This is a genomic window from Streptomyces glomeratus (assembly GCF_021462825.1).
Taxonomy (GTDB): Bacteria; Actinomycetota; Actinomycetes; order Streptomycetales; family Streptomycetaceae; genus Streptomyces; species Streptomyces glomeratus.
This window is the reverse complement of the sequence record NZ_JAKEEB010000002.1, coordinates 269,393-290,709: the sequence shown is the minus strand read 5'-3', so window position 1 is coordinate 290,709 and position 21,317 is coordinate 269,393. Positions and strand designations below refer to the sequence as shown.

The 21,317-nt window shown below is 70.0% G+C and carries 23 protein-coding genes, 1 tRNA gene and 1 pseudogene; 14 read left to right on the top strand and 11 right to left on the bottom strand.

The window, feature by feature from the left end:
- Window positions 1-76: 76 nt before the first annotated feature.
- The 3 genes from LZ604_RS03350 to LZ604_RS03340 all read left to right on the top strand — a co-directional run bounded on the left by LZ604_RS03350 (window position 77) and on the right by LZ604_RS03340 (window position 1,930).
- Window positions 77-1,165, top strand: coding sequence for a sensor histidine kinase (locus LZ604_RS03350; RefSeq protein ID WP_234512631.1), 1,089 nt, complete (start codon window positions 77-79; stop codon window positions 1,163-1,165).
- A 72-nt stretch (window positions 1,166-1,237) separates the two neighbouring features.
- A complete protein-coding gene (locus tag LZ604_RS03345; RefSeq protein WP_234512436.1) occupies window positions 1,238-1,471 on the top strand; it encodes a hypothetical protein in 234 nt (77 codons plus the stop codon).
- Between the two features lie 66 nt (window positions 1,472-1,537).
- Window positions 1,538-1,930 (top strand): hypothetical protein, encoded by a 393-nt coding sequence (locus tag LZ604_RS03340; RefSeq protein ID WP_234512434.1) that lies wholly within the window; start codon window positions 1,538-1,540, stop codon window positions 1,928-1,930.
- 61 nt (window positions 1,931-1,991) lie between these two features.
- Here LZ604_RS03340 and LZ604_RS03335 read toward each other — a convergent pair whose 3' ends face one another.
- On the bottom strand, window positions 1,992-2,972 hold the full coding sequence (locus tag LZ604_RS03335; protein ID WP_234512432.1) for an SCO2400 family protein: 981 nt from the start codon (window positions 2,970-2,972) through the stop codon (window positions 1,992-1,994).
- A gap of 604 nt (window positions 2,973-3,576) precedes the next feature.
- Between LZ604_RS03335 and LZ604_RS03330 the strand changes: the two genes are divergently transcribed.
- The 3 genes from LZ604_RS03330 to LZ604_RS03320 all read left to right on the top strand — a co-directional run bounded on the left by LZ604_RS03330 (window position 3,577) and on the right by LZ604_RS03320 (window position 6,850).
- On the top strand, window positions 3,577-3,786 hold the full coding sequence (locus LZ604_RS03330) for a hypothetical protein (RefSeq protein ID WP_234512430.1): 210 nt from the start codon (window positions 3,577-3,579) through the stop codon (window positions 3,784-3,786).
- A 492-nt stretch (window positions 3,787-4,278) separates the two neighbouring features.
- The gene (locus tag LZ604_RS03325) at window positions 4,279-4,767 is read left to right on the top strand and encodes a hypothetical protein (RefSeq protein ID WP_234512428.1); all 489 of its coding nucleotides are present in this window, start codon (window positions 4,279-4,281) and stop codon (window positions 4,765-4,767) included.
- A 226-nt stretch (window positions 4,768-4,993) separates the two neighbouring features.
- Window positions 4,994-6,850, top strand: a complete 1,857-nt coding sequence (locus tag LZ604_RS03320) for a hypothetical protein (RefSeq protein ID WP_234512426.1) — start codon at window positions 4,994-4,996, stop codon at window positions 6,848-6,850.
- A gap of 328 nt (window positions 6,851-7,178) precedes the next feature.
- Here LZ604_RS03320 and LZ604_RS03315 read toward each other — a convergent pair whose 3' ends face one another.
- Entirely contained in the window at window positions 7,179-7,532 is a 354-nt protein-coding gene (locus tag LZ604_RS03315) for a hypothetical protein (RefSeq protein WP_234512424.1), read from the bottom strand.
- Window positions 7,533-7,831: 299 nt separating this feature from the next.
- Here LZ604_RS03315 and LZ604_RS03310 point away from each other — a divergent pair, with 299 nt between their 5' ends.
- Complete coding sequence (locus LZ604_RS03310; protein ID WP_234512421.1) at window positions 7,832-8,776, top strand: RNA polymerase sigma-70 factor; 945 nt, start codon at window positions 7,832-7,834, stop codon at window positions 8,774-8,776.
- Between the two features lie 92 nt (window positions 8,777-8,868).
- Window positions 8,869-10,065 (top strand): NAD(P)/FAD-dependent oxidoreductase, encoded by a 1,197-nt coding sequence (locus LZ604_RS03305; protein WP_234512419.1) that lies wholly within the window; start codon window positions 8,869-8,871, stop codon window positions 10,063-10,065.
- A 325-nt stretch (window positions 10,066-10,390) separates the two neighbouring features.
- Here the strand turns inward: LZ604_RS03305 and LZ604_RS03300 are convergent, their stop codons facing one another.
- On the bottom strand, window positions 10,391-11,299 hold the full coding sequence (locus LZ604_RS03300; RefSeq protein ID WP_234512417.1) for a serine/threonine-protein kinase: 909 nt from the start codon (window positions 11,297-11,299) through the stop codon (window positions 10,391-10,393).
- A gap of 87 nt (window positions 11,300-11,386) precedes the next feature.
- Between LZ604_RS03300 and LZ604_RS03295 the strand changes: the two genes are divergently transcribed.
- The 3 genes from LZ604_RS03295 to LZ604_RS03285 all read left to right on the top strand — a co-directional run bounded on the left by LZ604_RS03295 (window position 11,387) and on the right by LZ604_RS03285 (window position 13,570).
- Entirely contained in the window at window positions 11,387-11,932 is a 546-nt protein-coding gene (locus LZ604_RS03295; RefSeq protein ID WP_234512415.1) for an RNA polymerase sigma factor, read from the top strand.
- 400 nt (window positions 11,933-12,332) lie between these two features.
- A complete protein-coding gene (locus LZ604_RS03290; RefSeq protein WP_234512413.1) occupies window positions 12,333-12,734 on the top strand; it encodes a hypothetical protein in 402 nt (133 codons plus the stop codon).
- 137 nt (window positions 12,735-12,871) lie between these two features.
- Entirely contained in the window at window positions 12,872-13,570 is a 699-nt protein-coding gene (locus tag LZ604_RS03285; RefSeq protein WP_234512411.1) for a hypothetical protein, read from the top strand.
- Here the strand turns inward: LZ604_RS03285 and LZ604_RS03280 are convergent.
- The 7 genes from LZ604_RS03280 to LZ604_RS03250 all read right to left on the bottom strand — a co-directional run bounded on the left by LZ604_RS03280 (window position 13,551) and on the right by LZ604_RS03250 (window position 18,960).
- Complete coding sequence (locus LZ604_RS03280) at window positions 13,551-13,883, bottom strand: hypothetical protein (protein WP_234512408.1); 333 nt, start codon at window positions 13,881-13,883, stop codon at window positions 13,551-13,553. The genes LZ604_RS03285 and LZ604_RS03280 overlap by 20 nt on opposite strands.
- Before the next feature lie 124 nt (window positions 13,884-14,007).
- Window positions 14,008-14,295 (bottom strand): SCO5918 family protein, encoded by a 288-nt coding sequence (locus LZ604_RS03275; protein WP_234512406.1) that lies wholly within the window; start codon window positions 14,293-14,295, stop codon window positions 14,008-14,010.
- A gap of 79 nt (window positions 14,296-14,374) precedes the next feature.
- Entirely contained in the window at window positions 14,375-14,782 is a 408-nt protein-coding gene (locus tag LZ604_RS03270) for a CBS domain-containing protein (RefSeq protein ID WP_372482082.1), read from the bottom strand.
- 79 nt (window positions 14,783-14,861) lie between these two features.
- On the bottom strand, window positions 14,862-16,346 hold the full coding sequence (locus LZ604_RS03265) for a DEAD/DEAH box helicase (RefSeq protein WP_234512404.1): 1,485 nt from the start codon (window positions 16,344-16,346) through the stop codon (window positions 14,862-14,864).
- A 245-nt stretch (window positions 16,347-16,591) separates the two neighbouring features.
- The gene (locus tag LZ604_RS03260; protein WP_007383480.1) at window positions 16,592-16,795 is read right to left on the bottom strand and encodes a cold-shock protein; all 204 of its coding nucleotides are present in this window, start codon (window positions 16,793-16,795) and stop codon (window positions 16,592-16,594) included.
- Window positions 16,796-17,024: 229 nt separating this feature from the next.
- Window positions 17,025-17,363, bottom strand: a complete 339-nt coding sequence (locus LZ604_RS03255; RefSeq protein WP_234512402.1) for a helix-turn-helix domain-containing protein — start codon at window positions 17,361-17,363, stop codon at window positions 17,025-17,027.
- A gap of 343 nt (window positions 17,364-17,706) precedes the next feature.
- A complete protein-coding gene (locus LZ604_RS03250) occupies window positions 17,707-18,960 on the bottom strand; it encodes a COG4705 family protein (RefSeq protein WP_234512400.1) in 1,254 nt (417 codons plus the stop codon).
- Between the two features lie 117 nt (window positions 18,961-19,077).
- On the opposite strand from LZ604_RS03250, the gene LZ604_RS03245 reads away from it, so the two are divergent.
- The 3 genes and pseudogenes from LZ604_RS03245 to LZ604_RS03235 form a co-directional block, all read left to right on the top strand.
- Entirely contained in the window at window positions 19,078-19,908 is an 831-nt protein-coding gene (locus LZ604_RS03245) for a COG4705 family protein (RefSeq protein ID WP_344413803.1), read from the top strand.
- 35 nt (window positions 19,909-19,943) lie between these two features.
- Window positions 19,944-20,255 carry a hypothetical protein gene (locus LZ604_RS03240; protein WP_234512396.1) on the top strand — a complete coding sequence of 104 codons (312 nt, stop codon included), beginning with the start codon at window positions 19,944-19,946 and terminating at the stop codon, window positions 20,253-20,255.
- A 93-nt stretch (window positions 20,256-20,348) separates the two neighbouring features.
- Window positions 20,349-20,524, top strand: a pseudogene (locus tag LZ604_RS03235) (tyrosine-type recombinase/integrase); the annotation flags it as partial.
- Between the two features lie 234 nt (window positions 20,525-20,758).
- Here the strand turns inward: LZ604_RS03235 and LZ604_RS03230 are convergent.
- Window positions 20,759-20,832: transfer RNA gene (locus tag LZ604_RS03230), tRNA-Gly, on the bottom strand.
- Window positions 20,833-21,317: the final 485 nt, after the last annotated feature.

The following is a 21,317-nucleotide window of genomic DNA, read 5'->3' as shown; positions in this document are numbered from 1 at the left end:
GGCCACCGGGACCAGGGGTGCCACCCGGACCTCCGGGACGACCGGGTGGCTCGAGGGGAAGCAGCTCTGGGAACGCGTGCCCGCGCCCCTCGTCGACGCCGGTCTGGTCGCCCTCGCCGCGCTCGACCTGTGGCTCAACCTCTCGGACCGCACGCCGCGCGGCCTGGCGCTGGCCGCCCTCGCCTGCGGCGCACTGGCCGTGCGCCGGCGGTTCCCACTGGCCGTCTTTCTGCTCACCCTGCCGGCCACCCTGATCCAGGACACCCTCGTCGCCCCGATCGCGGCCCTGTACACCCTGGCCGAGCGGTCCAGGAACCGCCGTCTGCTCGCCCTGTGCGCGACCCTGTACGCGCTCGCCACCGCGATCCCCTGGCCGCCGGACCACGGCGCCGGGTTCGGCCGGACCTGGACCCTGGTCGACTTCGTCTACACCCTGGCGACCGCCGCCGCCCCCGTGCTGCTCGGCCAGCTCGTGCAGGCCCGGCGGGATCTTTCGCAGCGTCTGGTGGAGATCGAGGAGGCGAAGGAGCACGAACGCGCCCTGCACGCGCAGGCCGTCCTCACCCGCGAGCGGGCCCAGCTGGCCCGCGAGATGCACGACGTCGTGTCCCACCAGGTCAGCCTGATCGCCGTCCAGGCCGGGGCCGTCCAGGTCGGAGCCAAGGACGCGGAGACTCGGGAGGCCGCGCGCGTCATCCGTTCGCTGAGCGTCGGCACGCTCGACGAACTGCGCACCATGGTCACGCTGCTGCGCGCCTCCGGCGGCGATGCGACCGAGCTGACCCCGCAACCCACCCTGGCCGACCTGCACAGGCTGGTGGCGTCCAGCGGGATCGAGGCGGAGCTGAAGGGCGAGCTGTCGCCCACCGTGGGCACACCCGCGCAGCGGGCGCTCTACCGCACCGTGCAGGAGGCTCTGACCAACGTCCGCAAGCACGCCCCCGGGGCCAGGGCGACCGTCGAGCTGTGGCACGACGGCACGGACGTCGGCGTGACCATCACCAATACCGCGCCGACCCGCCCGGCTCTCCCTCTCCCGAGCGCGCACCAGGGCCTGGTGGGCCTGAGGGAACGCGCGGAGATCCTGCACGGCACCTTCGAGTCCGGCCCCACCGGCGACAGGGGCTACCGGGTACGGATGCGCATCCCTGCCCACGCGGACTGACGCGCCCGCACGGCCGCGGTGCCGGGGCAGGCGCGGAGGGGAGCCGGCGGCAGTGGCTCCTATAGTCAGCCCGTGAACGAGAGGAACGACGAGGAACCGCGCCCTCCCCGAGCCGGGCCGATCGCCGTGGCCGTGGCGGGTGCCCTGCTGACCGCCGGGCTGTCGTGGGCCGTCGTGTGGTGGGGGCTGGGCCGGTACCTCCCCGGTTTCTGGCTGCTGAAGATGAAGCTGTCCGTCAAGGGGGGAGTCCTCGTCATGGTGGGCCTGTTGGGCGCAGCCGCCTGGATCAGAGACCGCTTCCGCTGAGACCTGTCGGGCCGAGGGGACTACCACTACGCCCCGGCCACGGCGAGCCGCACCGCCTACGACCAGGTGAAGGTCGCCGAGACGCTGGGCGGCTACTACACGAGCACCACCTACGGCGGCACCACCTACCGCGTCTACCACCACACGGTGAACCCGCGGGTCACCGCGACCGTGACGCCGCACAAGTCCGGCCAGTGCGAGCACTTCCAGGTCCAGGAGTACTACAGCGGCGCCTGGCACACTCAGCACCTCGGGCTGCTTCACCCTCGACCCGAAGAGCACCGCGGCGACGCAGCTGATCCTGACCCACGCGGTCGATCAGAGGTTCCGGGTGCGCTCCGAGTACGTGCACAGCGCGAAGGGCAACACCAACCTGAGCACCTGGAGCGGCTGGCTCTACCTCACGGTCAGGACCTGAGCCACCTCGACGACGGCCGGCCCGGACACCCACGACGGTGACCGGTCCGGCCCGTCTTCCGTCGTACTCCCCGGGCGTCGACGGGCGCGGCGCTGTGAACGGTCAGCCGAGGCACACCACGAGCAGGCACAGGTGCGCCGGGGAGGTCGCCGCCGGTGCGGGGTTCGTCTGGGACGTTCCCGAGTTCGACCCGCCGGTGTTCGCGGGAGCGGACGAGGGCGGGGGCGTGGACGGCTGCTGTGCCGTCGTACCGGTGCCGCTGCCGTTCGTACCGCCCGAAGCGGGAGCGGCGGCCTGATCCCCCGCGATCGAGGTCTTCACGGGAAGGGAAGTGGCCGCGGCGTCCGGCCGGGTGTCCGGCGTCACGGTACGGGGTGTGGTGACGGTGCTCTGCCGGTGCGTGACGCCGGTCGCGGCCCGCTGGGCGGGGGACTTGGGGGACGTGGACCGCGGCGCCGGCGAGGACCGACGCGCACCGGGGGGTGCCGTCGCCGGGTCGTTCGGGCGGCCTTCCTCGCCGGTCTGCTCCCCCGTGACGCCCATGGGCCGGTTGTCCGGCGCCGTGGCCGCCTGGGCCCGGTCGGCGGAGTGCCGGTCCAGCGCGGTCATGGTCAGACCGCCACCCACGAGCGCGACGGCCGTCGCGACCGCGGCCCGCCGCTTGTTCTTCTTCCAGCGGGCCAGCTGCCGGCGCCGAGCCGCCCGGCCCTGCGAAGCGGGAGGAGCGCCGTCCACATCACCGGACGGGCCGGAACGCGGGGCCTCGTCCTTGCCGGCGAGGGCCGCCGTCTCGCCGGGGGGACCGCCGATGTGCTCGCCGTGGAGGCCACGCATGTGCTCGCCATCGGGACCACGCATGTGCTCGTCACGTAGACCGCGCATGTGCTCGTCACGGAGACCGCCGTCGTGCCGCCTGCCGGGGGAGCCGAACTGCCGCGCCGCCGTCCTGGCCGCCGCCGTGCCCGTGGCCGGTGCGGAGGGCCTCATCGCCGTGGGGGGAGCGATGTCCGGGGCGTAGGCACCGCATCCGGGGCACACCAAGGCGCCGTTCAGATGCCGACGGCACGAGGAGCAGTAGTCCATTTACGGTCTTCCTGAGTCGACTGCGCCGACGGCCTGGGCCGCGGCCTGGCCACGTTCGCACGTGGAATCGAGCGGCCTGCAACGCTAACGAGACTTTCGGAAGACTGTGTGCGGCCTGTGTGGCGCTCCTGGGGGGATCCTCTGCGCGTTCGTGGGTGTCCTGTGACCGAAGGGCGGGCCTCACCGCTTGCTGGTCCGGGCCCGGGATCCGGCTGATGAATCTGCACATCGAATGCGCAACCGCAACACGGGGGGCGCCGGATCTGCACAAGAACACGCCGGACGACGCCCGCTCGGCGCGAAGTGCCGGGCGGGGGAAGCGCGGAGAGGACGCCAGCCGCCCTCCGGCCCGCGAAGCTTGTGGAGAAGCCGGCCCCAATTCGTGCCCGTGTCTGCACGAATGCGCAGCCCGCACGCCCAACTGTCCTGGTCGCAGCAGCGTTTGACTGGATGCTCGGCGTGCTCCGTGATTTGATCCTTCGCGCCGCCGGGTTCGGCACAGATTCCCCGAACCGGACCTCGCGCGTCCGCGGCCGCGGCTCGCCGCCTGTCCCCACATGGGCCGCCCCCCTTGCACGACATTCACCCGAAGGGAAGTCCCACCATGAACTCCGCTCCCCAGGTGCAGACCGCCGAGATCTCCGACGCCGAGCTGGACAACGTCTCCGGCGGTCTGAGCCCGCACGTCGGCGTCGTCGCCGGACCCACGGCGCTCAGCAACTCGGACGTCCTGTCTCAGGTCGACGCCGTCAAGAACGAGGCCCTGGGCACCGCAGGCCAGTACCACCAGGCAGGCGTCTTCGTCTCCTTCTGACCGGCAACCTCCCGCTGCCGGACATCCGGCAGGCGTTGCCGTCGTCGCCCACCACGGAGCGCCCTCCCACGGCCCCACGCGGCCCGGGAGGGCGCTCCTGCGTGTGACCGTGCCCGGCGGAGCGGACCTGGCTCAGGCCGGGCTGCCGTCCTCGTGTGACAGGAGCCGGTCGACGAGTGAGTCGACATAGCCGGGGATCAGGGGGCCGGTGGCGCACCTGCCCACCGCCGCCTGCTGGTCTTCACCGGCCGCGAGCCGGAGGCGTGAGCCCGGCCGATTGCGGCCCGGTGCCCCGTCGACGCACCGGCCGCCGGCCGGCCTTCGACGCGCAGGCCGGACAGCCATTCGGCCCAGCAGTGGTGGCGGCTCCGTTCGGCGGCATCGAGGGTGGGTCTTGAGCAACCGAGGGTGGGTCTCGAGCACCGAGGGTGGGTCTTGCCGGCCGCATCGCGCTGCCGAGCGACGGCGCTGACGATCGCCAGGAGGACGAGCGTGGCACTCAGCGAGAAGGAGCTGCTCAGGGCCGGCGATGGGGGGCTGGTGGAGCTGTTCCGCGACAGTCCGCCCGGTGACATCCCGAAGGGTCCGCTGGAGGGCACGGGCATCGTGCGGTGGGGAGGGAGCCGGCTGGCCCAGCTGCTCGCCCGGCTGGTACGCCTGGGCGTGTGGCGGGGGAAGGTCTTCGACCACGAGGGATATCTGAGCAATCGGATGACCGCGTTCGACGTGCTCGCCATCGTGGCCCAGGTCTACATCGGGAAGAGCCTGATGGACGACCGGGACTGCATCGTCATCGACTACTCCAGGATCTCTCTGGTCGCACGTGGGGTTCGCGACGAGATGCGTGAGGTCCGGCCGGGACTCTATCTGGGCGTGGTCTGGCTGTTCGGCGTCAGGGTCGGCTGGTTCACGCTCAGGATTCCCGAAGGCCCGGGCGGTCCGGTCGAGGCGGGGGAAGCCACAGCCCGGCAGCCGGGCTGACCGGCCCCCGGTCGCTCACACCGCGCAGGTTCCTCACCCGTTCGCTCCGGTCCGACTGTGCACAGTGAAGGGTCAAAAAGCCATGACCAGCTCAGACATACGCGCTTCCAGACCGGCCACGTGCGCGGCCCGACCGAAGAGGCGCCATGCACGAACGTGGGCCGAACGCCTGTCGTGGGCTTCGTTCATCGCCGCGGCGGCCTCGGCCGCCGTCGCCCTCACAACGGTGGACGTCCCGGCCCCGGCATCGGCGGCCGGTGCCGGAACGGACGCCGTGCACGGGACGGTCACCGGGGCGGGCAAGCCGCTGGGCGAAGCCCGGGTCACGCTCTTCACCGGGACGCGTTCAGGGGTGAGGGAGCTGGGCCGGACCACGACCGACGCGCACGGTTCCTTCCGGATCCCCTACGCCGAGCCCGCCGACGGGGTGCTGTACGTGGAGGCCACGCCGGCTCAGGGACGCAGGCTCCGGCTGCGCTCGGTCGTCGGGTTCGGCGCGGGAGGCGGCGTACCCCGGCGGACCGAGAGCACCGTGACGGTCGACGAGCTGACCACCGTCGCCACCACGTACGCCCTCGCTCAGTTCAGCGACGGGCGCGGCATCACCGGGCCCAGCCCGGGACTGCAGAATGCCGCGGCGACCTCCTTCGGCCTTGCCGATCCGGTGACAGCCAGGCCGGGAGAGGCGGTCAGGGCCGACAGCGCCAACAGCGAGACCCTCGCCACGCTGAACACTCTGGCCAACCTCGTGTCCCTCTGTGTTGCGGACTCCCCGCGCTGCGAGGACCTGCTGCGACTGGCGACACCGCGGGGCGGCACCATGCCTGCCGACACGGTGCAGGCCGTGCTCGGCCTTGTCCACCGTCCGACGCTGTCCCCCGGAGTTCTGTACGCCCTGTCGCGCACCGCGAGGGTGTTCGCCCCCGCGCTCACCGCGGCCCCCACGGCATGGGTGCTCGCGCTGCGCCACACCGCGGCCGACCTCTACGCTCCGGGCCGTATCGCGTTCGACGCGAAAGGCAACGTGTGGGCGAGCAACAATTGGCTCCCGGGTACGCGTTCGCCCAGTCCCTTCGTCACCGTGCTCGATCCGACCGGCCGGCCGACCCTTGGCAGCCCCATCGGCGGCGGTGGTATGAAGGGCGGAGCGTGGGGCCTCGCGATCGATCACGACGGCTCCGTCTGGGCACCCAGCTACGGCGGCGACGCGATGTCGAAATACTCGTCCGCCGGCATCCCGCTGTCGCCCCCCACGGGGTGGAAGAACGGCGGGCTCGTCAAACCCCAGGGCGTCGCCGTCGACCAGCGCGGCAATGTGTGGATCGCCAACTCCTACGGTCTTAAGGGCGCGCCGGGTGCGGGCAGCGTCGTCGTCTACCCGCACGGTGATCCCTCGAAGGCCTTCACCATCGAGGACAAGAGCTTCAACCACCCGTTCGCCATCCAGATCGACGGCCAGGGCCGGGCCTGGGTCACCAACAGTCATCTCTCCTTCGCCGCAGTCATGGAGACCAAGCGCCCGGAGCAGGTCGGCGGAAGCGTCACCGTCGTCGGCCCCGACTTCAAGCCGATCATGTCCACCAGCGGCAGCTCTCTCCAGGCGCCCCTCGGGCTCGCTCTGGACTCCCGGGGCAACGCCTGGGTGGTCGGCTTCTTCAGCCGCGCGGTCACGCGGATCCGGCCCGACGGAACGGTCGCGGGCACCTACCGGCTGCCCAAAACGGTCTTCCCCTGGTCGGTCGCCGTCGACGGCCGGGACCGTGTGTGGGTCGCCGGTTTCGGCAACTCCTCCGTGTCGCTTCTGTGCGGCGCAGACACCACGGCCTGCCCTCCCGGCACCACCACCGGTACCGTCATGTCCCCCGAGCAGGGCTTCCGGAACAAGGCGATCCAGCACCTCACCGCGGTGCAGATCGACCCCTCCGGCAACGCCTGGGTGGCCAACAACTGGTCGAAGATCCTCCCGCCCACCGGCGGCGTGGGACTGGTGGAGCTCATCGGCGTCGCCGCTCCGGTCTGCACGCCTCTCACCCCGCTGCCGAGGCGCCCGTCGGCGGCGGCTGCGAACTCCTGCCCACGGTAGAGCGCGGCGGCCCCGGTTCGCCGGATCGGGGCGCATTCGCCGAGGTGCGGGCCACCCACGGCGGCTGACGGCAGAGGGTCCTCAGTGCCCTGTCCGTGGCGGACCGCCCCGGGCCCCGTTCCGTCCGCCGAGCAGCTCCGCCGCCTGGTGCCGCATGTGTTCTGCCGCCTGCTGAGCCTCCGCCACGACGTCACCGCGTTCGCGTACAAGATCCTCGTAGATCGGCAGTTGGACTTTTTCAGTGGGGCTGAATATCACAGTCGGTCCTCGCGGTGTCGTGCTTCTGCGCGGTCTGTGCCGGAGATTCGGCAACGAACTCGCGGTGTTGTCAGGCCCGGTTGAGCCGGGCGGCGATTCCGTGACCGATCAGCAAATACATAACCGCAGGGAGTCCATAATCAAGGATGACCCGTAGTCCCTCTGTGTCCATTGTGAAAATGTCCTGCGACCACCAGGCCAGCCAGTCCGCCACTCCCCGCACGAACTTGACGAACACGTTCGCCCGGTTCGCGTCCAGCAGGAACAACAGGATCCACAGGGCCAGCAGACCTGCCGCGATGTCGGCGATCGTGCAGAGCGTGAGCGCCGTTCGCCGTCCGGCGGACTGGTGGCGCACGGAGCGGTCCGGGCCCGAGGGCTGGTTGTACGTGGGATACCCGGAAACCGGGTCTGTGTTGCTCACAAGGAAATCCGATCTGACGAGAGGTCGTTTCGGCGCGGTCGCCCGGGGCGTTTACCCGCTCCTCTTCTTCTGCGCCGTGCCGTCGCGGCCGCGTTACACCTGAATTCGCGACGCCCCATATATGGCTGCCTGTTCGGGCACTTACCCAAATGTTCCGGCGCGGTGGCACATGTGGGGACGGCGCGGCAGATTCCGTCGCGGCCGGACGGAATTTCAGGTCGAGGGAGGCGTGCCGTGCCGGGCAGCGCGGGGCCGTAATGCAGCGGCCGTCGTGCGCCGCGAGAGCTAGGATCCGGGCCATGGCGCTGACGATGAACGACGTCGACCGGTTCGAGGCCTTCAGGCCCCGCCTGGAGGCCATCGCCTACCGGCTCCTCGGCTCCGCGAGCGAGGCCGAGGACGCCGTACAGGAGACGTTCCTGCGCTGGCAGGCCGCCGACGTCGGCCGCATCGAGGTCCCCGAGGCCTGGCTGACGAAGGTTCTCACCAACCTGTGCCTCAACCAGCTCACCTCGGCCCGCGCACGGCGCGAGACCTATGTGGGCCAATGGCTCCCCGAGCCGCTGCTCGCCGGGGACCCGATGCTCGGCCCGGCCGACACCGCCGAACAACGCGAATCGGTCTCGTACGCGGTGCTCGCCCTGCTGGAGCGCCTGTCCCCGGGCGAGCGGGCGGTGTACGTCCTGCGGGAGGCCTTCGACTACCCGCACCGGGAGATCGCCGAGATCCTCGACATCACCGAGGCCGCCAGCCAGCAGATCTTCCACCGTGCCAAGAAGCACGTCGCGGACGGCAAGGCCCGCACCGAGATCGACGAGGCCGCCGCCCGGCGGATCATCGACGAGTTCCTCGCGGCCGCCACCACCGGCAGGACCGAGCCGCTGGTACGGCTGCTCACCCAGGACGCCATCTCGATCGGCGACGGGGGCGGTAAGGTCCCGGCCCGCACCAAGCCGTTCGAGGGCGCCCTGGCGGTCGCGAAGTTCATGCGGGGCCTGTTCAAGCCCAGCAGGGCCAAGCGCGCACTGGCCGGCGGCTCACCCGAGGTCCATGCCACGACCGCCAACGGCGACCCCGCCGTCGTGGCGGTCCTCGACGGCCGGGTCATCGGCGTCATGTGCCTGGAGGTCACCGACGAGGGCATCGCCGCGTTCCGCAGCCAGGCCAACCCCGACAAGCTCGAACGCGCGACCAGGCGATGGGCGGCCACCGACCACGGCGAACCCCTGCTCAACGCCTTCTGACCCGATGTGAGGTGCTTCACATCGCACTTCTGTCAGGAAACGGCGGGCCGCCCGGCTCAAGGGGCGAACCCGCCGACGACAGGAGCCAGGAAATGCAGCACCGCATCATCGTCCTCGGAGCCGGATACGCCGGGGCCATCGCCGCCGGGCGCATCGCCAGGCGGCTGCACCGTGACGACCTCGCCATCACCCTCGTCAACGCCGAACCCGACTTCGTCGAGCGCGTCCGGATGCACCAGCTTGCGGCAGGCCAGGACCTCAGGTCCCGACCCTTCGGCGAGATGTTCGCGGGAACCGGCGTCGAACTGAAGCTCGCGAAGGTCACCGGTGTCGACGCCGACCGCAGGACCGTCGCCGTCACCGACGCCGGCGGCGCCGAGGAGCTGGAGTACGACACCCTCGTCTACGCCCTCGGCAGCGGCTGGAACGACCAGGGCGTCCCCGGCACCGCCGAGTACGCTCACGAGATCGCCGGCCGCCCCGGAGCTCTCCGCCTGCGCGAGCGCCTGGCGGCCCTGGACGCCGGACAGCCCGTGGTCGTGGTCGGCGGCGGCCTCACCGGTGTGGAGTTCGCGACCGAGATCGCCGAGGCCCGCCCGGACCTCGACATCGCCCTCGCCGCCCGCGGCGGCCTGGGCGACTGGCTCTCGCCCAAGGGCCGCCGGCACCTGCGGAAGGTCTTCGGCAAGCTCGGCATCACCGTGCACGAGCACGCCACCGTCACCGCCGTGGAGGCCGACCGCATCACCACCGCCGACGGCACATCCGTCCCGGCTGCGGTCACCGTGTGGACCACCGGCTTCGCCGTCCACCCGATCGCGCAGGCCACCACCCTGGAAGTCACCGGCACGGGCCGGATCGTGGTCGACCGGACCATGCGCTCGCTCTCCCACCCGGACGTGTACGCCATCGGCGACGCGGCCATGGTGATGGGCCCCGGCGACAAGCCGCTGCGGATGTCGTGCGCCTCGGGCGTCCCCACCGCCTGGCAGGCCGCCGACGCCATCGCGGCGCGCCTGACCGGCGGCAAACTCCCGTCCGTGCCGCTCCGCTACTTCAACCAGTGCATCTCGCTGGGCCGCAACGAGGGCCTGATCCAGTACGTCACCGCCGACGACCGCTCCGTCCGGACGGCCCTGACAGGACGGCTCGCCGCCGTCTACAAGGAGCTGGTCTGCAAGGGCGCGGCCTGGGGCGTCGCCCACCCGACACTGGGGATGCCGACCCGGCGCCGCCGCGTCGTGCGGAACCCGGCCCAGGCGGTCTCGGCGGTCAAGGCGCCGGCCTGACGCGCACGGCGTTCGGGCGCCCCCGATGCGGAGGCGCCCGGACGGCAGGGTCGTGTGCAAGGCCGGGGCCGCACGTCCGCAGCAGGTCTCGGCCGGGCCGTATGCGTCTGGACCGGTCGCGGGCGGCCTCGTGAGCGTGCCGGTGACCGGTATCGGCATCCGCGATGCACTCCGGCAGCTCGGCCTAGCGCTCGGCCGGTTCGCCGGGACCCTCGGTGTCACGGGCGGCACCCTGTGCGAGGGACGTGGTGGCGTGCACTGGGTCGGGCCCGGGTCGCTCCGCGAGGAACTCGCTGCCTCACCGAACGACGACGGGGAATCCGGTTCAGCGGACCAACCAGGTCAGTACCGCTGTCACCAGGTACACGACGATCGCCGCGAGCCAGACCACAAGGCGTGTCGGCCGCGAGGACCTGGCCGGAGCCCACTCCCCTCCTCCCTGTGACAGCAGCGCATCCGCGAACGCCTGAGCGGTCTGGGGCCGGTCCCCGGGATCGACGGACAGCGCAGCACGGAGAAGTCTGTCGATGCCGTTCGGAACCCCCAGGTCGCTGGGGATGGCCGGCGGCGAAGACGTCGACGCCTGCTCTGTCGTGAGGGTCGCGCGACCGCCCGAACCGAACGGCTTGCGCCCAGTCAGCAGTTCGAACGTCACGACACCGAGGGCGTACACGTCGGCTCGACCATCGAATCCCCCGGTCTGGAAGGCCTGCTCGGGCGCCATGTACGCGGGAGTGCCGGTGGTCACGGTCAACCCCGACGCGTCAGCGAGTTGCTTCGCGCTGCCGAGGTCCGCGACAAGTACGGCAGTGGGCGTGCGGCCGGCGTCGAGCAGGAGGTTCGACGGCTTGATGTCGCGGTGGACGACGCCTGTGTCATGGAGCACCTGAACCGCGTATCCGGCCTCGGCTGCCAGATGGAGTGCCTCCGCAGGCCGGCAGTGCCCGATCTTCTCGGCCAGCGTGCCGCCCGGGACGTAGTCCATGACGAAGTAGGGCCGGTCGTCCTGGACGCCGACGTCGTGAACGCGTACGACACGTGGGCTGGAGATCCTGCGAAGCAGCCTCGCCTCCGCCAGGAATCGTTCTCGTACATCGGCGTTCGAGGCCCAGTTGTCGGCCAGCACCTTGACCGCGACGTCCGTGTCGAGCTCGGGATCGTATGCCTTCCAGACGGTGGCGAACGAACCGGCTCCCAGTCTGCCCTCGAGGAGATAACGACCTAGCTTCCGCATGTGGCAACATTCTGCCCGAGTCGTCGAGGCCGGGAACTGCGGTGTGGCCAGGCGGAATTCGGGTCGGACGGGAACGGGGGACAGCAGGTGATCGACGAGGACGAGCTGGCGCGGCTCGTGGCCTCTGCCCAGGCAGGTGACCGGGCGTCCTTGGACCGCCTCCTTGTCAGGCTTCGCCCCACGGTCATGCGCCGCTGCTCCAGGTTCCTTCCGCACCACGCCGACGCCGAAGAGGCCGCGCAGGATGCTCTGCTGTCCATCAGCACACATCTGCACGAGTACAGCGGGCGGGGCTCGTTCCTCGGGTGGGTGACAGTGATCGCCTCGAACGCCGCCAGGTCCACGTATCGCTCGATGCGCCGGCGCGCGGAGGACAGTCATGCGGTCGTTCCCGAGGGTGTCGACCCTCGAACGACAAGCGTCATCGCAGGTACCCGCCTGGACCTCATGGAATCGCTGGCCGCGCTCGAGGAGCGCCATCCGGCCCTGGTGGAGTCCTTCGTGCTTCGCGATCTCGGGGACCTGACCTATCTTCAGGTCGCCGAGATCACCGGCGCTCCCCTGGGCACGGTCAAGGACCGCATCCATCAGGCTCGCCGCTTCATGCGGGACCGCCTCGGCGGCGGCTTCTGAGGCATTCCGACCTTCCGGTGTCAACCGGCATTTTCAGCTTGAGTAGGAGCCGGGAGGTGCTGCCGTGCGAGCTCGGACGATCGTCGTCATCCTGGCGGTAGCCGTCGGGCTCGGCCTGTTGACCGGCCGTTTCCTCCTGCCCGCTCGCTCTGCTCCGACAGTGACGCCGGGCGCTGGGCCGTCCTCGCCGGGAAACGGCTCCCCGGTGCCGAAGCCCGCCGGCGGACCTATGACGGACGGGCACCTGTTGGCAGCGGCTGCGTTCAGGAAGGTCGGGTTCCGCAAGCACATCTACGTACGGGACCGTGTCGGAGACGGCAGGTACGCCAACGCGGCCTGCGCCGGAGAGAAGACCCTCGGCGAGACCTTGGGAAGGTCGGACTCACACTTCCGCGGCTTCGTGACAACCAGGGACGCCGACGTCAGCGACCCCACGCTGGCGGTGGACATCCAGGGTCAGGTCGCGCGTGAAGTCGCCGCCGACGCCGGAAGCCCGGCATTGGCGCAGAACTTCACCCAGCGCCTCCTGCTGGAGGAAGTGCCGTGCCAGGAGGAACCGGCCACCCACTGGGTCTACGGGCCGACGCACACGATCGATGTCGCTCCGGGTATCGGTGCCAGCTGGATGGGGTCTTACGACGGCGACCTGAACACCACAGGGACCGCACCACGAGGCAAGGAGCCGTGCGGAGGCATCGCCATACTCCGGAACGGCTCTCACTACGGGGTGCTGGAGGTTGATGCCTGCCTGGACACGGCTGCGATGACGCGTATCGTCCGTGCCGCCGTGACACAGCTCTGAGGGGCCCTGCCCTCGCCGACAGAGGTGAGGTGGATCACACCGATCACGGCGAACAGCCATCCAACATCTTCCGGACGTCCCGCATCTCCCCGGGTGTACGAGAACGCAAACCGCGTCGTGACCACACAGGGGATGAGATGTTCGACAACCAAGCAGCCGGCAAGAAGTTCTCGCGCCGCGGTCGTACCGCAGGAGTAGCAGCCTCCCTCGGAGCCGCGCTGCTCGCGGTCGGCATTGCCGCGCATCCCGCCGCCGCCAGTGCGGACACGGGTTCTCCGAGCCGGCCGGCAGCCGCGCCTGCCGCCACTCTTGCCGAGTCCGGCCTCGGCTCCGGCAACCTGATCCAGCGCGACGACTTCTTCCAGCAGGGCCTGTCCCCGGTCGGCGCGACCGTGAACATGACCGGGAAGCAAGCTCTCTCGGCGTGCTCCGGCGAGGAGACGATGCGAGCGCTGACCAAGGGGAAGGCCCGCGCCTATGCCGACGTGACCTGGACCTTCGACACCAAGGACACCTTGCTGACCGAGTCCGTCGCAGACAGTTCCACCAACGCGGCGGCGGCCTCGTACGAGAAGCAGCTCAACGGGCTGGTGCGCAGCTGCCAGGACGAGCCGGATGGACACTGGTACTACGGCAAGGGGCACACGATCACCGTCAGGGCCGGCGAGGCCAGGTGGTACCCCGCCTTCGGCGGCAACGGCGGGGTCACCGGCGGTGTCGCGGTCATCCGCAGTGGTCACAGGTTCGGGATCGTCGAACTGTCCGGTCAGCCCAGCGACGACCCCGGCTACATGGAAGGCATCGCTGCCGCTGCCGTCAACCGGCTGGCCGACTGATCTCGCTGCGCCACGGCGCGCTTCGATTCCGGCGCGTGGCGGCGGCTCGTTGGTCGCCGGCCCGGCAGTCCTTTGAGAAGGCCGCGGCGGAGGCGGCGAAGAAGGCAGCCGGCAAGCTTTCCGGCGCGAATCCGGCACGCGGCCGCTGATCACCGCACAACACAACAAGGCCCAGGTCTCTGACCTGGGCCTTCGTGCTGGAGCGGGTGACGGTGCGGCTCGGGCAGGTCACACCGGTTGTCGCCGCCGGGCCGCCCGGCGGCGACAACCGGGCGGAGCGGGCCATATCGGTCTCGTGCGGCTTGCGGCTCATTGCCGAACCGTCGGCCCTACGGGACCCGGTTCGCGCGTCCGGCCCTCTCACTGGCCGAGTGCCACATCCTCGGTCTTCCAACCCGAAACGGCGCATGAGCGACCTGCGGTTGCCGTGGAAAACGTCACCAACCGAGCGCATCCCCGTCGGCTCGCGTGTCTCGGGCGGGCATGACCGGGCGCGCGTCGTGGCAGGTGAAGCCGAGCCGGGTCAGTGCCCGGCGCATCTCACCCGTCGTGAAGTCCCGGCGGTTCTGCCTGGTGATCACTTCCCCGACCTGCATCACGGGGTAGACACGGCGGTCGATGGTCACGGACACGCCGGTGACGGGTTCGGGCGTGATGCCACTCATCGACTGCTCGACCTCGATCTTGGTCAGGTCGAAGGGGTAACGGGCGATGACACAGCGCATGGATGCCTCCACAGGGGTGGGGAAGAACAGGCGGAGACGCCGACCGCGCCGCGGCTGTCGGACGGCGGTCGAACTGCGGTCAGGGCATGAGAGCGAGGACGCCGAGGGCGTATCCGTGTTCGTCGATCACGGGGGACACGTCCAGGGTCCGGTCCCGCATGGCGGCTTCCGCCTCGCCGAGTGCGGCCATGGACGAGGTGAACGGTCCGCGGTCGAGCGGGATGTCCCGCAGCCGGGTCCGGTCGCTGTACCACGAGCCGCCGCGGTGCGCGGCGAGCTGGGCCCGGGTGACCAGGCCCGCGCACCGCCCGTCCTCGTCCCGGAGGAGCAGGTGCGGGACGCGCGCACCGATGAGCACGGACAGGGCCACGTCGACCGCCATATGGTCGTCGACCTGCGGCCCGGGGGCGTGCATGGCGTCGCGGGCGGTCAGACCGGTGCCGTCGGTGCTGTCGGTCTGCCGTGTCAGGGGCGGAAACGGTGTCAAGGGCCTCTCCTCTTCGTCGGGGCGGGCAGGACGGGCGAGGGCTGGTACTGACCGCAGGGAGCGCATCCCCGTGTTCGGGCTATGGGTTGTTCCTCGGGACAGGCCGACGGGCTCGGCCGGCGGCCCGGCCGCTCTCGCCACGGCCGGCGGCCCGGCCCCTGCGATTCCGGCCGGCGGATCCCTTGCCCTCTCGTGGTCCGTCGACCGGTGCGGCGAGGGTGACGGGCACGCCGGAGGGGGTCCGGGCGCCGGTGATGCGATGCAGTTCGACCTCGCCCGGACGGACCCGGACGGTACTCGGAGCGATGCCGGCGTCGGCCATCAGGCGGTCCACCGCGCGTCGCTGGTGTGGCAGGACGAGGGTGACGACGGTGCCGGACTCGCCGGCGCGTGCCGTACGGCCGCCGCGGTGGAGGTAGTCCTTGTGGTCGCCGGGAGGGTCGACGTTCACGACGAGGTCGAGGCCCGCGATGTGGATTCCGCGGGCGGCGACGTTGGTGGCCACCAGGACCGTGACGTGGCCGTCCTTGAACTGGGCGAGCGTCCGGTTGCGCTCCGTCTGGGACTTGCCGCCGTGCAGGGCCGAGGCACGCACCCCGACGGACAGCAGGTGGTCGGCCAGCCGGTCCACCGCGTGCTTGGTATCCCGGAACATCAGCACCCGTCCGTCGCGAGCGGCGATCTCGGTCGCGGCGGTGTCCTTGTCGGCGTCGCGCACGTGCAGCAGATGGTGCTCCATGGTGGTGACCGCTCCCGCGGACGGGTCGACCGAGTGCACGACGGGGTCGTGAAGGTAGCGGCGCACCAGGAGGTCGATGTTGCGGTCCAGGGTGGCCGAGAACAGCAACCGCTGGCCGCGGGCCGGGACTTGGTCGAGCAGCTCGGTCACCTGGGGCATGAAGCCCATGTCGGCCATCTGGTCGGCCTCGTCCAGGACGGTGACGGCTACCTGTTCCAGCCGGCAGCCTCGCCGCTCGATGAGGTCCTTGAGACGGCCGGGCGTCGCGACGACGACCTCGGCGCCGCCGCGCAGCGCACTCGTCTGACGGCCTATCGACATGCCGCCCACCACGGTGGCGAGTCGCAGCCGTAGGGCGCGGGCGTAGGGGGTGAGCGCGTCGGTGACCTGCTGGGCCAGTTCCCGGGTGGGTACGAGGACGAGGGCGAGCGGCTGCCGGGGCTGGGCCCGCTGCCCGTCCAGGCGGGCGAGCAGCGGCAGGCCGTAGGCAAGCGTCTTGCCCGAGCCCGTACGGCCCCGGCCCAGGACGTCCCGGCCGGCCAGCGCGTTCGGCAGCGTGGCCGCCTGGATCGGGAAGGGCACGGTCAAGCCCTCGGCGCCGAGCGCGGCCAGCAGCCGCGGGGGCATGTCCAGTTCGCCGAACGTCTCGACCGCCGGCAGCGGCTCGGTGTGGGTGACCGGCAGGGCGAACTCCTGTCGGCGCGGGGAAGGGCGTGCGCCCTGGCCGCTCCTTCGTCCGGTGCCCGGACGGGGAGCCCGGCGGCCCGTCCCCTGCGTACGGGAGCGGCTGCCAGGAGTGTCGCCGGTGCGACGGGTGCGGTTCATGGAGGAACCTTCCTCGATGCGGCGTATCGAGGAATTCCGTCCAGCGGCGACGGCCGCATGAGGATTCGCAAGAATGAGCCGAAGAAAAAAGAAGAGCCGTGCCTCGTGGCGATGAAGCCGGGGCGGCCGGCGGTCCGGGAAATCCGGAAAGCGTGAAAATCAATGGGCTGGGGCCCGCACCCCAAGAGCGCGGGCCCCAGCCACATGATGCGCGAGCCACTGGCTCGCGACGATTCGCGTCAGTGTCAGGCGGGAACGATGTTCTCGGCCTGCGGGCCCTTCTGGCCCTGCGTGACGTCGAAGGTAACCTTCTGGCCTTCCTGAAGCTCGCGGAAGCCGGAGGTGGCGATGTTCGAGTAGTGGGCGAACACGTCAGCGCCGCCGCCGTCCTGCTCGATGAAGCCGAATCCCTTTTCCGCGTTGAACCACTTCACGGTGCCAGATGCCATATTGAATCTCCCTTGGGGGGCAGTGCCGGACTCCGCACTTTACGGAGCCGAGTCGCCGCGATGATCACCCCTCCGGAAGGATCCGGAAAGCTCTGCAAAGAAAAAATCTCCGGTAACCAAAACCGCAACTGCTGTCACGTTAACACAGGTCAGGTGGAGCCGGCACGGTTTTTTCGGGATCTCCCGGTAATTCTTATATCGTGTGGTCCGTATTTCTGTACCGGCGAGACTAGGTATCCGCGCCGTACTGGTCCAGCTTCCGGCGCATTTCCCGTTTCAGGTGCAGGGCGTCGTCGAGCTGGTTCTCCAGGGAGATGATGCGGCACGCGGCCTCGATGGGGGTGCCCTGGTCGACCATCTCACGGGCGCGGGCGGCGATGCGCAACTGGCGGCGCGAGTAGCGGCGATGGCCGCCTTCCGAACGCAGGGGAGTGATCAGCCCCGCTTCGCCTACGGCCCGGAGGAAGGCGGCGGTGGTGCCGAGAACGTCGGCGGCCCGCCCCATGGTGTAGGAGGGATGGTCGTCGTCATCGAGGTTGCCGGCGACGGGGGCGTTCTCAGCGGGCATGGCACCTTCGTTTCGGGGACGCGGCGAGGGACCCGGGTGCGCGTGACAGCCGTGCTCCGAGAGAGTCGGCGCCATGTGCCTCGTGCGGCAACCCTGACTCCGGCAGGCAGGGACATGTGGCCTCGCCGTGACAGATTTCCTCCGCGCACAGCCCGACGAGCCGCCGTTCGTCGTCGCCGGCCACCGAGGAAGCGCTGCGCAGCCCGTACCGCCCGTTCGGCGGAGGCCCCGTTCTCTGTCATCAGCCGCTTGATGAAGCAACGACCGGCCGAGCGCAACGGTTTTGACGTCAACTGCCCCGGGGCCGGAGGCCGGCGTCGGGGCAGTCGGTCGTTGTGGTGGGTCAGCCGAGCGAGGTGAGGAGGGTGTTGAGTGCCTTGACCTCGGTGGTCTTGTCCGGGTTCGGAGCGCGCAGCGCGGTCAGGACCTGGTCGATTTCACTGTCGAGGAAGTGCCAGGCCTGCTCGTTCTTGGGCTCGAGGGTGGGCTGGTCGTCGTCCCACGCGGTCTCGAGGCCGGTCACCCGGGTGGTCGCGGCTGCCTGATCGCCCGAGTTGAGCTTCGCCAGGGTGTCGGCTGCGATCGTGCGGAATTTCGCGATCTCGGCCGGAGGGAACTGCGACGTTGCCTGCTTCGGGGTGAGATGGACGGTCGTGGGTGCGGGGCTTTCGTTCTCGCTTGCCGCCGCCGCGTGGGGCTGCTGATGTGCCCAGACGAGAAGCGCCGCCGTTGCGGCCGCTACGACGGCGTAGTAGCCGAGCATGATCCGCTCACGCGCCGGGTTCAGCGCTCGTGGGGTATGGGTCAGGCCGGAGGTCTCGATGACATCGCTACGGCTGAGCGTGAGGTACAGGACCGTAGCGAGGATCGCGGCCAGGAAGATCACGCTGGTCACCGCGGTGCCGAGGCCCAGGCCGCCGTCGCCGCCGGGCGAGCCGAGCCAGTCGCCGAGGTTGGCGCCGAGCGGGCGGGTGAGGATGTAGGCCAGCCAGAAGGAGAGCACCGCGTTGGCGCCGAGGCGCCATGCGAGAACGATCGCGACGATCAATCCGAGGGGTAGGAGCACGGAGACGCCCGGGGTCCAGCCGGTCAGGTCCAGGGTCCAGTCGCCGGTCGCGGTGCCGAGGGCAAAAGTGACCAGGACCGCGAGCCAGTAGAAGAGTTCGCGGGGACGGGTGGTGATGCTGTGGACTGACAGGGTCCGCTCGCGGGCGTACCAGATCCCGAAGACAACGGCGAGGACGCCCGCGAACACGCTGCTGCTCAGCGCGAGCGGAACGCCCTGGCTGTCGGTGAGGATGTCGGTGTAAAGGGTGCCGGTCACGCTCACCACCACCACGGTGAGCCAGTACACGAACGGGATGTAGCGTCCGGTGCCGAGTTGCCAGCCCAGGACGCCGGCCAGAACGACGGTGAAGATCAATGCGGTGTTGATCAGACCGACACCGAGGTTCATGTCGATCCAGTCTGCGAAGCTCTCGCCGACCGTGGTGCACAAGATTTTGATGACCCAAAACCAGACCGTGACCTCGGGGACCTTGTTCGGCAGCTCCCGGGCGGGCGTCCGAAAACTCTCGGGCGTCGTCGTGGTAGTCATGTAACCCCTCACCTATGACGGGTAGCGGCACGGAGGGGGTGCCCCTCCCGTCCGCGCCACGCTAGACCGTCTACAAGCGTGTAGACAAGCGCAGCCCCGGATCCCTAGGATCGCCGGGTGACTTCGATAGCTCGTCATGCCCGTTCGGGCAGCACTGCCGCAGACGTATTCCGAGGCGCGGTTCGCGTTCCCGGAATCGTCACCGCCTTTTGGATAGCAAAGGGGTTGTCGACGGCGCTGGGGGAGGGGGCCTCGGACTATCTCGTCCAGGCCATGGTGCCGCAGCTCGCCGTGGTGCTCGGATTCGTCGCCTTCCTCGTCGCACTTGTGGTCCAGTTCCGCCAGGCTCGCTACCGGGCGTGGACGTACTGGTTCGCCGTCGCCATGGTCGGCATCTTCGGGACGATGGCCGCCGACGTGATGCACGTGGCCCTCGGCGTGCCCTACACGATTTCCAGCCTGCTGTACGCAGTGCTCCTGCTGGCCGTGTTCTGGCTGTGGCGGCGCACCGAGGGCACCCTGTCGATCCACACCATCGACTCCCCGCGCCGTGAGGCGTTCTACTGGGCGACAGTGGTCGCCACCTTCGCCATGGGCACGGCGCTGGGCGACTTCACCGCCTTCACCCTGCACCTGGGCTACTTCACCTCCGCATCCGTGTTCGCGGTGCTGATCCTCATTCCGGCGGTGGGGTACCGCCGGCTGCGCTGGAATCCGGTGTTCTGCTTCTGGGCCGCCTACGTGATCACCCGTCCGCTCGGCGCGTCGATCGCCGACGGCCTGGGCAAGCCTCGCTCCGTCGGAGGTCTCGGCCTCGGCGACGGGCCGGTGGCGCTGGTCCTGCTTGCCCTGATCATGCTGCTGGTCTCCTACTTGGCGGTGACCAAGGCCGACGTCCAGCGCGTGCACGAGCCCGCCGCCGCACCGGAACCGGCCGCCGCGCACTGAACTCAAGAAGCGTTGAGGCCAGGTCACCAGGATTCATGGCAGCGGCTCCTTGGCGCTCGGCCCTCGTCTTCGTTGAGGCCGAAGCCGTCCGCGACCTCCGGCAGGGCGTCGCGCCATGGTCCCTCCGGTTCCCTCACGGCGGCTTCGTTGAAGAGGTCTGCGAGCCGGTGTCGATCTTCGGTACTGAGCCGGTCAAAGGCGAGGTCGTCACGAGACAGGTGATCGGGCAGGTTCTCTGCGACTTCACCGAGGTCAAGGCACTCGTGGGGCAGGCTGGTCTGGGAGCCGTCGGGAAGTCTCACCAGTGCCTTTCCGGGCCGTTCTTCCAAGAACACGACAAGAGTTGACGCCAGATCACCAGGATTCAGGGCGCGCACCGTACTCCGGGGCGTGGGGAGTCGTGGTGGCCCGGACAAGCTGCCGTGGCGGTTGTCTGTGCTGTGATTCTTCCCGCGTTCCTGCGCCGGGAGCCCCGCCGGCACCTGAGTCGTATGCGGAGCCGGGCCCCGATGGGCTGGTCTTCGTGGGAGAGGAGGGGGCGCCCTTTCGGCGCGGTAGCTTCGGGCGGAAGTGGCGCAAGGTGCGTGAGGTCGTCGGCATGCCGGATGGCTTCCGGGAGAGGTCGCCGCGGGCCTGGACGCCACCGTGCGGAAGGCTGGCGCTGCCGCAGTCCGGAAGGCCGTCGAGAAGCGTTCCGGCACGAATCCGGCACACGACGAGTGATCACCGGACACAACATGAAGGTCCCGGCGGCGGAGGCCGGCCGGCTCCTGGGGGCGCATTGGACCGTAGGCGCCCACCGGTCTAGACAACAAAGAAACCCCCGGGTCCCTGACCTGGGGGTTTCGCATGGAGCGGGTGACGAGAATCGAACTCGCGCTCTCAGCTTGGGAAGCTGATGTTCTACCATTAAACTACACCCGCGTAAGACGCCGGTTCAGCCCGGTGTCCGAACGCCCGCTCACTCTACCTCATGTCGGACCCCCGGCGTCGCAGCCGCGGGGTCCGCCGTCGTTTCGGGGTGTGGATCCGGCTGCGGGGGGCAGGAGTTGGGGCGTACGGTGAGGGGAGTGGAGAGGGGTCCGGTGCGGTCGGAGTGCCGCCTGGAGGGCCGTCCCTTTGATCCCGTAATGTGGCTTTCGTCGTCCGTCGTGGATGCGATGACGAAGGCTCTTGGGGAAGGGACTCAGAGGACTTGATGGAGCGCACCGTCGTCCGATGTGCCGAGGGGCACGTGTTCAGTACCGCTTCGTTCCCGATGCAGCAGGCCGAGCGCCTCGGGCCTGGCCGGCTCGTCCGGTGCCCACGCTGTGCCCGGCTCCGCAGTGCGGTGCCGGTGATCTTGGAGAAGCGGTAGCGGTAGGCGTCACAGGCGCGTGGAGTCGTCACGATTGGGGCGACTCCACGCG